Genomic DNA, 13947 nt, shown 5'->3' with positions numbered 1-13947 from the left:
GTTAAACAATCAAAAAGGCAGGTCATTTATTGGCAAGCCTTCGCTGGGTGCATCAAAGTTAGTGTTTTTTGCTGATTCCTGATCTTGATTTGGTTTATGATTTGCAGTTTCTTTTTTAGTAGTCAGGAAAGTAAACTCAGTCACCTGAATTTCGGTAGTATATTTTGTTGTACCATCTTCTGCCTGCCATTGCCTTGATTTTATACGTCCTTCAACATATATTTTATCTCCTTTGGAAAGATATTTTTCGCAAATTTCAGCTGCTTTATTACGCACAACCAAATTATGCCATTCTGTAGAAGTTATTTTCTCATTGGTAGTTTTATTAATATAAACTTCATTAGTTGCCAGCTGAAAACGCCCGATACAGTTTCCTCCATCAAAATAATGCATTTTCACATCATCGCCCAAATGACCAATAAGCATGACTTTATTTAATGTTCCATTCATAATTAATAGCGGTATTTCTACCAAAGATACATTTTTTTAGCAAATTAATTCCTGCTTTTCTAAAAATTGTAAAGCAGGATGACAAAGAAAATACTTTAACCTAAGCAAAACAATACTATTTTTAGTATGAATGAAAATTTTAATTTTTTCTGAGCATTAAAAAATGAATACAGGCATTAAGTCTTAATAATATTTTGTTAAAAAGAAAAATAATGTATTTTTGGATATGAGAAAAATTGAATTTGTAAGTTGTCACAAACTTCCCGAAAGATCTTTTTTTTACAAAGGAAAGCAATTTCCTTTTTGTGCCCGATGTACCGGTATTTATGTTGGTTATTTCATTTTCATACCTTTATTATGGTTCATGAAAATCGATATTTACTGGGCTTTGCTTGCTATTGCACCAACTATGATAGATGGTTTAACCCAAGCCTATTTTAACAGAGAAAGCACTAATTTCCTGCGCTTTTCTACAGGCATCCTGGCCGGTTACGGACTTGCCGGACTTTCTGATTTTATTGCCTATTGGATTGTCTATTTCTTTAAACACCTCTTTATAAATTAACAACTAAAAACTATATAATTATGTCTGAAGGAAATTCAAATTTTGATGAATTCGAAAAGAAAAACGACAAATCGCAGCAGGATCTAAGTACTGGATTAAAAGTATTATCCTTTTGTATTCCGCTGGCAGGAGCAATCATTTACTTTGTAAAAAAGAATGACGAACCTGTAGCTGCAAAATCTGCCTGTAATATGGCTTTAATTGGTTTTGCTGTTGGAATTGTTGTTAGAATAATTCAATACGCGACTGCAGGCGTATAAATAAAAAACCGACTTGACAGTCGGTTTTTTATTATAACTTCTCTATAAAATTATAAATTACAATAGGAAAAGGAAAAGTTTTAATTTTTTCAAATTCAATTCCTTCCTTTATATTCTCCTTTATTTTAATTTTCCAAAACTGAATATGCAGATGCTGGTGTGAAAGCTTATGTATTACCGCAGCTTCAGCGCATTCTTCAACACTTAATATAGTATATACAGGAAACACCTGATTTTGTACTGCATTAGAAATATAATCAAAATCTACAATTTCACTGGTTTCTAAAAGCGGGAATTCGTATAAATTATGCCAAATACCTTTTGCTGTTCTTTTTTGTATAGCTGTATTTCCTAAACTATCTTCTAAAACAAAATAATTAAAAAATCGATTGGTAATTTTAACCTTCTTGGATTTAACAGGAAGAATGTCGACTTTCTTTTTTTGTAAAGCCAGACAGCTCTCATTAAAGATACATATAGTACAATTGGGGCTTTTAGGCACGCATTGCAGCGCACCAAATTCCATAATTGCCTGATTAAAAGTTGCCGGATCATTTTTAGGCATTAATTCATAAGCCAGCGCAGCAAATTCTTTTTTAGACGCAGGGAGTGCAATATCTGATTCTATATCAAAATAGCGGGAAAGCACCCTAAAAACATTGCCATCGACGACCGGAACGGCTTCATTATAAGAAAAAGAAGCAATTGCAGCCGCAGTATATTCACCAACACCTTTTAAATTAAGCAGCTCTTTATAGGTTTCAGGAAAAACTCCATTTAGCTCATAAGCAATATACTTAGCAGTATTATGCAGATTTCTGGCTCTTGAGTAATATCCCAGTCCCTGCCAAAGTTTTAAAACTTGTTCTTCGGAGGCATTTGCGAGGTCAAAAACAGTTGGAAATTCTTGCGTAAAAGCAAAAAAGTAAGGCATTCCTTGCACAACTCTGGTTTGTTGCAGCATAATTTCTGAGAGCCAAATATGGTACGGATTGGCTGTTTTTCGCCATGGAAGATCCCGTTTGTTTTGTAAATACCATTTTATCAGCCTGTTATGAAAATTCATCGTCAAATCCTTAAAATGCAAAAGTAAATGTTTATGTAATTAAAATTTAACGAATTAGCTTGATTAATTATTTTTTTAATTCCTATATTTGCAAACTCAAAAAAATAGTACACCATTTATAAAATAAAATAGGAAAGAAAATGACGAAAGCAGATATCGTAGCGAAAATTTCAGAGAAATTAGGTCTTGAAAAAGGAGATGTTCAAGCAACAGTAGAAACTTTTATGGAAGAAGTTAAAACTTCTTTAGAAACAGGAGACAACGTATACCTAAGAGGTTTTGGTAGTTTTATTGTAAAAACCAGAGCTGAAAAAACAGGTAGAAATATCTCTAAAAACACTACAATTAAAATTCCAGCACACAACATCCCTGCTTTTAAACCAGCAAAAGTATTTGTAGAAGGAGTAAAAACTAACAACGAAGCAAAATAATATTAATTAACATAAAATCTGACACGATATGCCAAGTGGTAAAAAAAGAAAGAGACATAAGGTAGCTACTCACAAACGTAAGAAAAGAGCGAGAGCTAACCGCCACAAAAAGAAAAAGTAGTTTTAAACTACTTTTTTCTTTTTAAACGTTCATTGAAATTGGAGTTTGATAGTCTAAGTCACAGATTACAGTTTGCAGCTTAAAACTGCTTACTGCCGCTGAAAACTGATAACTAACTCCACCGGGTTAATACCTGTTAAAAATATTGTTTAATCCATCCTTGTAGAAGTTGATGATTTTTGTTTTTTGGTTTTTGGTTTCTTTACCAACAACTATCAACAAGCAACCGACAACCAATTCACGGATAAAAATTTACAGTGTGAATAAAGAATTAATCATTAGATCTAGTTCTGAAGCAGTAGATTTTGCCTTATTAAAAGATGGAAAACTAATTGAATTACACAAAGAAGAAGAAAAAAGCAACTTTCAGGTTGGTGATATTTTTATTGCCAAAATCAGAAAACCAGTTGCCGGACTTAATGCTGCTTTTGTAAATGTAGGTTTCGAAAAAGATGCCTTTTTACATTATCATGATTTAGGTCCAAATCTAGCTTCTCAGCTGAAATTCATAAAACTTGTAAGCGCAGGTAAATTAAAAGATTTCTCCCTAAAAACCTTTCAGTTTGAAAAAGAGATTGACAAAGATGGCATCATTACTGATATTTTAAGTGCCAATCAATCTGTCTTAGTTCAAGTAGTTAAAGAACCTATATCGACCAAAGGTCCAAGAATAAGTGCTGAGCTTTCTCTTGCCGGAAGATTTATCGTTCTAGTTCCTTTTTCTGATCGAGTTTCTATTTCTCAAAAAATAGAAGACAAAAAAGAAAAGGATCGTCTAAAAAAACTTGTTCTATCGATCAAACCTAAAGGATTTGGTGTTATTGTTCGTACAGTAGCCGAAGGCAAAAACGTAGCCGAATTAGAAAAAGATTTGCAGAACCTGCTTGGCAGATGGTCTGCAATGTGTAAAAAATTACCAACTGCTCATCATCCATCAAAAGTATTAGGAGAGCTTAACAGAGCTTCTTCAATATTAAGAGATGTATTCAACGATACCTTCAGCGGTATTCAAATAGATGATGAAGAGTTGTACCATCAAACGAAGGAATATCTGCAGGAAATTGCACCTTCAAAACAATCGATTGTTAAGTTTTATCAATCAAATGACACTCCAATTTTTGAGAAATACAATATAGAGAGACAAATCAAAACTTCTTTTGGCCGAACTGTCTCCATGAGTAAAGGTGCTTATCTTATCATAGAACACACTGAGGCTCTTCACGTTATAGATGTGAACAGCGGAAACCGTTCTAACAAAGCAACCAATCAGGAAGATACTGCCATGGAAGTAAATATGATTGCCGCAGCAGAAATCGCAAGACAACTACGCTTGCGTGATATGGGCGGTATAATCGTAGTTGATTTTATCGATATGTCTAATCCAGAAAACAGGAAAGTTTTGTTCGACTTCTTGCGAGAAGAAATGAGCGACGATAAAGCAAAGCATAAAATATTACCGCCGAGTAAGTTTGGTTTGGTCCAGATTACAAGACAGCGAGTAAGACCAGAAGTTAATATAAAAACAAGAGAAGAAGATCCAAATAAAGTTAATGGTGAAATTGAAGCGCCAATATTAATAATTGACAAGATCACCTCTGACTTAGAAAGACTTTTAAAAACCCATAATAAGGTTGTGCTTAATACACACCCATTTGTGGCTGCATACCTCAGCAAAGGTTTTCCATCATTACGTTCAAAATGGTTTTTTGAACATAAGAAATGGGTGAAAATCATACCTCGTGACGCTTACACGTATTTAGAATACCATTTCTACGACAAAAAAGGAAATGTTATTACAGAATAAAACAAAAAACCGCCTTTCGAAAGACTGGCGGTTTTTTTGTGCCTTTTTACAATGTATACTTTATGTCTTATAATGACATAAAAAAAGCTCATACTGCCTGTAAAATTTTTACAATTAAAGTACGTTTACATAATTTTAAACAACTATACATGAAAGCTGTTGTAACTTCTATTTTTAAGAAAAAATACATTTATATATCAATCCTTTTTTTGTTTACTTCAAAAATATCTGCTCAAAATGATACCATCTTTTTTGATAAAGACTGGAAAATATCTAATAAAGTAACGGCTTTGTATTACAGAATTAAACCTTTAAAAATAAAAACAAAAGACGCGGTAGGATACAAAATAAAGAATACCGACTCTCTTTTTGTAATCAAGGATTACTATTTAAATAATAATAAAATACAATTTCAAGGTTATTCACAAGACTATAATGGCGACTATTTAGTTGGCAGAGCAAAATGGTATAATGAAAATGACGGCACAATTGATACAAGAGAATTTGACTATAAGGAAAACTACAATACTCCAAAATTTAAATTTCCAGATTGGCCTATCCTCTATTTAAATTATTCTATTGCCGATAAAAGTCTGTTAACCGCTGGTCTGGAATTTTGTTTAGATTGTCAGAATAAAAATAAAATCTTTTTGGGTGCAGGATATGGAATTACAAACAGTTATAACAGCAGATATTATGGTCTTCCAGACGTCCACCTTTCAGTTAATTCAGAATATTTTCTATTTTTAAAAGCTGGAAGTTCTACCAAAAATGCTTATGCAATGGGAGGCATAACTTTATTTAATGCAATGGATTTAGGTTTAGGTTATTCATTTCCATATAACAAAGAAAAAATTCCAACTTATCAAGGATTCACAACTTCAATTACTTTTCGAATCACAAATAATAAAAATGCATACAACCAACTCAAAGTTATGTAATAGATTTTATTCTCTTACAATCTCGATTCTGCGTCTAATTTCATTTCCAGAAGCATCTACAACCGTGATATAATGTATTCCTGTTGTTGGCGTAATAGGCAGTTCATGAAATGTTTTTGTCGTTGCTTTATAAACATCATCAACATACCAGAATAATTCTTTATCTCTTTCAGAATACGCTACTTTTAAAATTACGGGCTGTACGTTGCTGTTAAAGTCCTTTGTCAAATAGATTTTACTATTCGCTTTCGGATAAATAAAGTCCATTGTAGTAGTCTGTGTTCCTTCGCATCCTTCTTTGAATGGCGGTAACGGCAAATATTCGATATGCTGGCTTTTGTAATACCAAGCCATAACTGGAGGTAGTACAAACCAGTTTTTAGTAACAATATTATCGATGTTCTCGCAGCTGCTGTTTACCTGAAACTGCTCTGTTTTATCTAAATGAATTGTTCTGTGATACGGACAGACCTTGGTCGATTTACCTTTTTTAGTAACCCATTGTTTAATTTTCGGACAGTTGTCTTTTGCCAAATAACCGCTTAAACGACAAACCTCAACTTCGGACAAATCATTATACGGCGTATCAAACCATCGTTGTCTTGGCAGTAAATTAAAAACATCAAATAAAATTGGCGCAGCACTGGTTACTCCTGTCAAAGTTGGCCTTCCCTCTCCCGTCGCATTTCCAACCCAAATTCCAACTACATATCTTGAATTTGTTCCAATAGCCCATGCATCTCGATTTCCAAAACTTGTTCCCGTTTTCCATGCAATTTTTAAAGAACTGTCATAAAACTTCCAAGCTTCGTCTCCTTCAGGCCTATTAACCTCTTCCATTGCGTTGTAGGTTAACCAAATTGATCCTGCGCCCAAAATATTCTTTTGATCAGTTTCAGAACCAAAATCAGGCTTAAAATCGTTTTTGTAATTCAGCTCTGTGAACTCGTTGGTTCTATATTGCCCTTTATTTTTAGTATAATAATTGACCGTAGATGAAAGATTTGCGTATGTTCGGCATAAATCCCATAAATTACTTTCTGCACCACCCAAAATAAGCGACAAACCATAATGATCCGGCGTTTTATTAATATTCTTTAACTTGAATTTTTGAAGCTCTTCGTAAAACTTGTTTACCGTAAATTCCTGAAGCATTAAAACCGCAGGAATATTCAACGAACGCGACAATGCACGATGAGCTGGAACTGCCCCATCAAATGTTAGGTTGAAATTTTGAGGCGTATATCCTGAAATCTGCGTTGGAATATCAGCCACTAAAGTATTGGGCAATAATTCGCCGTCATCCAACATTGCTCCGTACAAAAGCGGTTTTAAAATACTGCCTGTACTTCGTGGCGCATCAATAATATCAACATCTTTTTGATGGTCTTTATCTGTTGGAGAATTCCCTACATAACTTATTACATTTCGATTCTGAACATCGATTACCAAAATAGCCAGATTATGCACTTCATTCTGCTTATACTGATTGTAATAATATCTCGCGATTTGGTTGACACGATTTTGCAACGCATAATCAATTGTAGTTTTTACTCTTGTTCCTTCTTCATTTTTTGCCACTCTCTGTAATAAATGAGGCGCTATTTGAGGCAGATCATACGGTTTTTGAGGCAATGGTTCTTCTATCGAAAGTTCGTACGTCTGTTTATCGATTATGCCTTCCTGATGCAGTTTTAATAAAAGACGATTTCGTTTGTTGAGTAATTTTATCTGATTTTTTCCAGGATAAATTAAACTTGGTGCATTGGGTAAAACAGCCAAAACTGCATTTTCTGCCCAAGATAATTGATTCGATTGTACTCCAAAATAACGCCATGAAGCCATTTCCAATCCCACAACATTTCCTCCAAAAGGAGCGTGCGCTGCATACATTTCGAGAATTTCATTCTTAGAATAACCTAATTCTAATCTTGTAGCGAGAATAATTTCTATTAGTTTTTCAAAGTAGGTCCTGTTTTTTCCTTTTCTTGATAATCGAATAACTTGTTGTGTTAACGTACTTCCGCCTCGAACAACTTTACCTGCTTTTCTGTTTTGCTTAAAAGCATTAATCATCGCGCCGGGATTGAAGCCGGGATGTTTGTAGAAGTATTCATCTTCAAAATAAACGATACATTTCTTGAATTTATCTGGAACACTGTCCTGCGCCGGAAAACGCCATTGTCCGTCGCGCGCAATTTTAGCGCCAAGAAGTTCTCCTTCTTTACTTTCAATAACGGTTGAATACGGTTCTTTGAACAAAGTTCGAGGTATTGAAAAATAGTAAATCAGCAAGAGCACAAATGCAATTGCTGATTTTATTTTATTTCTTTTAATCCAGTTTATGACGCGTTGGAAAAACGCTATAAGTTTATTTTTCAAAACATTTAAAGGTTTTAGCCCCCAGATTTTACAGATACAACAGGTTTTTACAGAGTAACTTAAAATCTGTGTTAATCCATTTCATCCGTACAATCTGTGGCCCATAAATTTACTTCACAACCTCAACCCAGAATCCTTTTGTTCGGGCTAAGAATGTATTATCGTACATTGCTTCGCATTGTAATCCAGGCAAATAATAGTTTCCTAAATACGATGCATTTAGCAGAATTCGGAAAACTTTGGTTTCTCTGGCTTTCATTCCAAAATAGAAATTCGTTCTGTCGTCACGAATATCAATATAATCGGCGATGTTGTTTACTGCGTCTCCGTAATCTGTGAAACGGGTATTTACAATTTCGAATCCTGAAGGCAGAATCTGCGATAACGCTACGTTTTGAACACTTTCTCCTCTTTGGTTTTTAATTGTAACCTCAGCAACAAATTCAGTTCCCTGATTGATTCTTGAAACATTAATTACACTTCCTTTTCTGTTTTTGAAAATAATAGAAGCTGTAACATCACTTTGAACCGCATTTTCTTGTCCGATAGGCAATATTCCTGTATTCAATACACGAACATAAACTGTATTTGCTTTATTGTTTTTCAGCGTAATACTGTTTGCCCCAGAAGCAACAGATAAACTGCGATCTGCAACCGATTTACCTGTGTTTATGGTCTCGCCTTTTCCGTTTTTACTAAACTGAATGTTGATTCCTTTTGGTCCATTGCTCACCGCAAATTTCGACATTGCATATAAACAATAAGCCGTTGTCTGCGTACTCATCCATTGATTAGCCGACATTTCTTTGGCTAATTTAGAAGCTGTTACAAATGCTTTCTGTTTCTGATCTAAAAGAAGCATCGTTTCAAGAGCCATTGCTCTGTTTCTTTCGCTAGAACCATAATAGTAATAACTGTATTCATCTGAACTTCCATCAATGCTGGTTTTCAAGAACAAACTTTGTCCCGCCGATTTTTGTCCTGCTAAAACATAAGCTGCCGCCAAACGAAGCATACTTTCATTCGAAATACCTTTTGTTTCACGCAATCTGTTCATTGATGATAAATCGGCATTTCCAGCTAATGCTAAAGTGTACAATCTATAAGCCTGAGCTAAATCATTTCCATATTTAGGTTCAAAACGCCATTGTTTTGCTTCTTTTTGCTGATAACCTAACCATTTTGATTTGAAGTTTATTGGCAATACATATCCTTTTTTCTCTGCTTCAATCAAGAAATGTCCTGCATACGAAGTTCCCCAATCGTCTGCAATTGCATTTCCTTGCCAGTACGGCATTCCTCCATTTGATAACTGGAAATTACCCAATCTCTGAATTCCAGCCGCAATATTTTTTTGAATTAAATCTTTGCGTTTTGCATCTATATCTGCAACATCTCCCAAATACAATTGTGGGAAAACAGATGAAGTAGTCTGTTCTACACATCCATGCGGGTACTGAATCAAGAATTGTAATCTTCCGTTCAAATTCATTGACGGCATAGATGAAACTTCTAACCTTGCTTTATTGCTTCCGGCAATTCCGAAAGTGTTCCATGAAATTGTCTTCGTACTGTTTGGCGTTAAAACAACATCTGTAAAAGTGCTCGTAACTGGATTTGGATTCGTCATGTCAATCTCAACATCATAAGTTGATTTCTCACTTCCCGATGTTGCGATTACCTGAACTTTTGCAATTCCAGTTGCAGAACCCACAACTAAATTAAAATACGCCATTTTTTCATCTGGCTGTGCAAAACTTAGTTTTTGAACCGCGCTTCCCATTACTTTCAATCCGTTGCTGGTTTTTACCTGAATTGAAACATTTTTAATTTTATTTTCAGTTGCAAAAACCGTTACAGGCAATGTTACTTTTTCTGACGGCGAAATTTTTCTTGGTAATGAAGCCAATACCATCAGCGGACTCTTAACCTGAGTTGCTTTTTCAACGCTTCCGTAAGCGCTTGTATTTGCATCTCCCGCTACAACCATCGTTCGTACAGAACCAATATATTTAGGAAGTTTTAAATCGTGCGATTTCGTTTCTCCTTTTCCTAATTTAAATGGTCCGTAATACAATACTACAGGTTTAAAACGGTTGGCTTTTTTCGCTTTTCCGCCTCCTAAATCCTGGTCACCACCAATACTGAAAATCTGATTTATTTTTCCGCCATACGCGCCAATTACATCATCATAAACATCCCATGTTTTTACTCCCAAAGCTTCGCGAACGTAGAAACTATCCCATGCATTTGGTGTTTTAAAACGAGTTAAATCCAGAAGTCCTTCATCTACAACTGCGATTGTATACGTCATTTCTTTGCCTGATTTCTCACCTACTTTTACTGTAAAAGGCTGTTCTGGCCTTAAAACATCTGGCATATTAAGAGTTGGTGCCAAAATGGTGTTTTTATCTACCACTTCAATTGGCACAATTCCGTACATACGAATTGGCGAATCGTTTTTGGTTGAAGCGTGAGGCTGTAATAACGTGATATTAAAATATACATTTGGTGCCATTGCTCCAGTAATCGGAACTTCAACTTTTGTTTCTCCGTTTTTGGTTTCAGCCCAAATAGTCTGCACTACTCTTGATCCGTTCTCTATTGAAATTAAAGCGCGTCCGCCTTCACTTGAAGGGAAAGAAATTTGTGCTTTTTCTCCCACTGCATAATTCTTTTTATCGGTAGAAAAAACTAACATATTAGCTGTAGACGCATCTCTATTTCTTGTTTTTCCAGACCAGATTGGCCAGTCGATATTTACGGTTAAAGAAGTTGCGTGACCATCTTCCTGATCGGCAACACGAATTAAATAACGTCCCCATTCTTCATCTGTCAGAGCAAATTGGAAACTTCCTTTTCCGCTTGAATCGGTATTGATGACAAATGTTTTGTATGAAGTCGTTGCATTCGATGAGTTGTAGTTTGATAAATTATCGCTTGATGAATCCCACCACCATCTCCAGTCTACTTTGTAAACTCTTACTTCGAGATTACGAACTGATTTTGGCCTTCCGTTTTCATCAACCGTTACAACATCAAAACGATTGTTTGTTCTCGTTTCAAGCATGCTGTATTTATTCAGTTCAGGCGTTTTAACTCCAACGTAAGTTTTGTACGGAGAATAGGTCGTTGACATCACATCGGTACTAAAATCCCCTCCTTCTTCATACACTTTTGTAATGAATGAAGCGCGAAGCATTCCCGGTGCCTGACCTTGCAATCTTGGCTGAATGTTTACAGATGCTTTTCCATTTTCGTTTAATTTTCCAGAGAAAATATTGATTTCTTCTGTACTGAATTGGCGTGCCAAATCATCAAAAGTATATTTTTCATAGCCTTTAAATGTTGTGCTTTGCTGAGAGAATTTAGCCTGCATTTCTACATTCAAATTCTTAGCAATTGCACCGTGAAGCCATGTTACTTCAAGATTGTCTGTATTTGGATACGAAGCCGAAAGTGTTTTTCTGCTAAATGTATTCTTGATTTTTAAACGATTTGGTTTGATGGTTTCAATCTTGACGCTCTTATAGAATTTAGCACCACCAACGCTTACCATTGCTTCCCAGTTTCCTGTTGGCGCATCTTGATTTGTTGGCACTATAAAGGCATAATGATTTAAATCGTTCGTTTTTTGAACGGTTTGATAAACCGTCTTACCATTCGGGTCGTTTAATCGGAATTTAATTGGATGTGATTTCGGAAGTTTATTCGCCGCATCATTCAAAATAAATGATAAATACAAATTATCTCCAGGGCGCCAAACGCCTCTTTCTCCGTAAATGAATCCTTTTAGACCTTTTTGTAAAGTCTCTCCGGCAACATCAAAATTACTTACTGACAATGAAAGTCCGTCGTCTAATTTCACGTAAGTCGATTGATCGCCTAAAGTTACAATCGCAAAATAAGTGAATTTATCCAATTGGAAAGATGCAATTCCTTCACTGCTTGTTGCTTCTGTTGCAATTTTTTGCTGTTGGAAGTTGTATAAATCTACTCTTGCGTTTGAAACTGGTTCAGTTGTAACGATATTGTTTACAGCAAATAAGTACGATTTGTTTTCACCTCTTTTTGCAATAACTCCTAAATCTGAAGCTAAAATATTGGTTGCAATTCTCGCATTGTAATAGTAAGAGCCTGTACAAGGATCCTGGCTTTCTCTCCAGTCGTAATCATCATAATAGTAATAATCGTCGTAAGAGTTTCCGCTGTAGTTTACGTCGTTTTCATCAACTTCTTCTTCCTCGGCTTCTTCGTCATTACCTTCTGATGTTTCACATTTGTAAAGCGAGTATTTCTTTTTATACACAAATTCAACTCTATAAATCGCTCCCGGTTCTGGTTTAATGATTTTAGATAAATCTAAGGCATACGTATTCCATTTCGAGAGATTTACAAGCGTGCTTTCCCTTAAATTCAGCGTTGTTTTGGCTATAGGCTGAGCAACTTTTTTGAGATTTTGTCCGCCGTTTAATTCGTTGTATTGAAGAAACTGCAGAATATTGTTTTTGTAAATCTTGTATACTTTTACATCTACAGCGCTCAGATTTACGGCTTCAAAATTCAGTTTTAAATTGTTTGAACTTGGCAGAATTGTTCCGTTTTTTACAAAACGAACATTTGGTTTTATCTGGTCAAAAGAGATTTTCTCTGTATAATTATTTTCCAGTTTTTTGCCGTACTGGCTTTCTATTCCCTGAAAAACTTCCAATAATAATTCACCCGTAACAACTTGCTCCGGTTCTTCGTCTGGCACATATTCAACGGCATCTTCTACAACTGCGGCGGCTGAATCTACTGCTACTGCAGCTGAATCAACCACAACGGAAGCCGAGTCTACAGCAACCGCAACAGGCTCTTCTGCAACAACTGTCACTGGCTCAGCTTTTTTAGGCGCATTTTGATTGGTAAAATATACTTTTAGTAAATTTCCTTGTGTAGAAAATTTCAAATTATTGGTGTTTTGAATCGAAACCAATCCAGCAAAATCCTGACCTTTTTCTAATGGTTCAGAGAAATTAATTAAAACCTGCTGATTGTTTCCGTCTGGAACTTCAACCTTTATAACTTTAAATTCTTTAATGCTTGTAATCGGGAAATCGATTTGTCCTTTCTGATCAATATCAAAATCATTTCCATCATAAATAATCTCTAAGTTTGAAGCTTCTGACTGACGCTGAATACTGTCAATTATAAAACGAAATTCTTTTGCAGGCCCGTTTGTTTTCTCAAATTTAATTTTAAGATTATTGCCATTATGTTTGGCTTCAACCAGCTTTTGAGCTGTTTCTAAATCAATATTATCTGCCGTTTTTAAAACGCAGTTTAAATATTGGTATTCTTTGCTGTACGATTGAATATCGCCCGTATTTATGGTAAAATCCTGTTTAACCGTTTTAACTGTAAAATTGAATTTAGACAATTCTTTTTCTTTCTCTTTTGGAATAGCAGTCAGCTTATCTAAGTTTAAAGTGACTTGATATTCTGTCCCTGCTTTTAGTTTTTTCTCTGGAATAAAAGCTAATGTATTAGTAGAAAGTGCTACCACTTTTCCACTCACACTTGGCGAAATGTCAAACAAATCATCGTCTAATTCCTGATTTGGTTTCCAATCGTTTTTATCGAAAGCCAAAACCACACGAATATCTGAATCCGAAGAAACAATTCCGCCTGTAAAACTGGTAATGTAATCTTTGAATAACGAAAAATCGGAGTTGAAATCAGCAGCCGATTTGCGTCCGCAGGATTGAAAAATAAAAAACACAAAAAATACGAGAGATAGTCCTTTTGCTTTCACTTTTATTTAGAGTTAAATGGTTAACAAATTAAGATTTTAATGCGATTTACCGTTAAAAGTCGTAACAGCAAAATACGAATTAAATCACGATAAATGTAAAATATTTTTTCGTTCCTTTAAGAAGAAAATT

The 13947-nt window shown here is 35.0% G+C and carries 9 protein-coding genes; 5 read left to right on the top strand and 4 right to left on the bottom strand.

The genetic code is table 11. The features are described 5' to 3' along the window. Positions 1-9 precede the first annotated feature (9 nt). Complete coding sequence (locus FJOH_RS07980; RefSeq protein WP_012023614.1) at positions 10-450, bottom strand: single-stranded DNA-binding protein; 441 nt, start codon at positions 448-450, stop codon at positions 10-12. 226 nt (positions 451-676) lie between these two features. On the opposite strand from FJOH_RS07980, the gene FJOH_RS07975 reads away from it, so the two are divergent. Together FJOH_RS07975 and FJOH_RS07970 are read left to right on the top strand one after the other, a co-directional pair. Further along, positions 677-1015, top strand: coding sequence for a DUF2085 domain-containing protein (locus FJOH_RS07975; RefSeq protein ID WP_012023613.1), 339 nt, complete (start codon positions 677-679; stop codon positions 1013-1015). A 20-nt stretch (positions 1016-1035) separates the two neighbouring features. After that, positions 1036-1275, top strand: coding sequence for a hypothetical protein (locus FJOH_RS07970; RefSeq protein WP_012023612.1), 240 nt, complete (start codon positions 1036-1038; stop codon positions 1273-1275). A gap of 31 nt (positions 1276-1306) precedes the next feature. On the opposite strand, the gene mutY is transcribed toward FJOH_RS07970, so the two are convergent. Continuing rightward, entirely contained in the window at positions 1307-2341 is a 1035-nt protein-coding gene (gene mutY / locus FJOH_RS07965) for an A/G-specific adenine glycosylase (RefSeq protein WP_012023611.1), read from the bottom strand. Between the two features lie 140 nt (positions 2342-2481). Between mutY and FJOH_RS07960 the strand changes: the two genes are divergently transcribed. The 3 genes from FJOH_RS07960 (at position 2482) to FJOH_RS07950 (ending at position 5638) form a co-directional block, all read left to right on the top strand. Further along, entirely contained in the window at positions 2482-2772 is a 291-nt protein-coding gene (locus FJOH_RS07960) for an HU family DNA-binding protein (RefSeq protein WP_007805026.1), read from the top strand. A gap of 380 nt (positions 2773-3152) precedes the next feature. Then, positions 3153-4697, top strand: coding sequence for an Rne/Rng family ribonuclease (locus tag FJOH_RS07955; protein WP_044048260.1), 1545 nt, complete (start codon positions 3153-3155; stop codon positions 4695-4697). 149 nt (positions 4698-4846) lie between these two features. Further along, positions 4847-5638, top strand: a complete 792-nt coding sequence (locus FJOH_RS07950; protein WP_235023007.1) for a hypothetical protein — start codon at positions 4847-4849, stop codon at positions 5636-5638. 6 nt (positions 5639-5644) lie between these two features. Here the strand turns inward: FJOH_RS07950 and pbpC are convergent, their stop codons facing one another. Beyond that, complete coding sequence (gene pbpC / locus FJOH_RS07945; RefSeq protein WP_044047575.1) at positions 5645-8020, bottom strand: penicillin-binding protein 1C; 2376 nt, start codon at positions 8018-8020, stop codon at positions 5645-5647. A 109-nt stretch (positions 8021-8129) separates the two neighbouring features. Beyond that, on the bottom strand, positions 8130-13817 hold the full coding sequence (locus tag FJOH_RS07940; protein ID WP_012023607.1) for an alpha-2-macroglobulin family protein: 5688 nt from the start codon (positions 13815-13817) through the stop codon (positions 8130-8132). Positions 13818-13947: the final 130 nt, after the last annotated feature.

The organism is Flavobacterium johnsoniae UW101 (assembly GCF_000016645.1).
Taxonomy (GTDB): domain Bacteria; phylum Bacteroidota; class Bacteroidia; order Flavobacteriales; family Flavobacteriaceae; genus Flavobacterium; species Flavobacterium johnsoniae.
The sequence above is the reverse complement of the archived record's forward strand: the minus strand, read 5'-3'. Positions and strand labels throughout refer to the sequence as shown.

Bases quoted from the DNA above. Each gene is read 5' to 3' on its own strand.
- FJOH_RS07950 (WP_235023007.1), top strand. From the start codon at position 4,847: ATGAAAGCTGTTGTAACTTCTATTTTTAAGAAAAAATACATTTATATA.
- FJOH_RS07980 (WP_012023614.1), bottom strand. From the start codon at position 450: ATGAATGGAACATTAAATAAAGTCATGCTTATTGGTCATTTGGGCGAT.
- mutY (WP_012023611.1), bottom strand. From the start codon at position 2,341: ATGAATTTTCATAACAGGCTGATAAAATGGTATTTACAAAACAAACGG.
- FJOH_RS07970 (WP_012023612.1), top strand. From the start codon at position 1,036: ATGTCTGAAGGAAATTCAAATTTTGATGAATTCGAAAAGAAAAACGAC.
- FJOH_RS07975 (WP_012023613.1), top strand. From the start codon at position 677: ATGAGAAAAATTGAATTTGTAAGTTGTCACAAACTTCCCGAAAGATCT.
- FJOH_RS07960 (WP_007805026.1), top strand. From the start codon at position 2,482: ATGACGAAAGCAGATATCGTAGCGAAAATTTCAGAGAAATTAGGTCTT.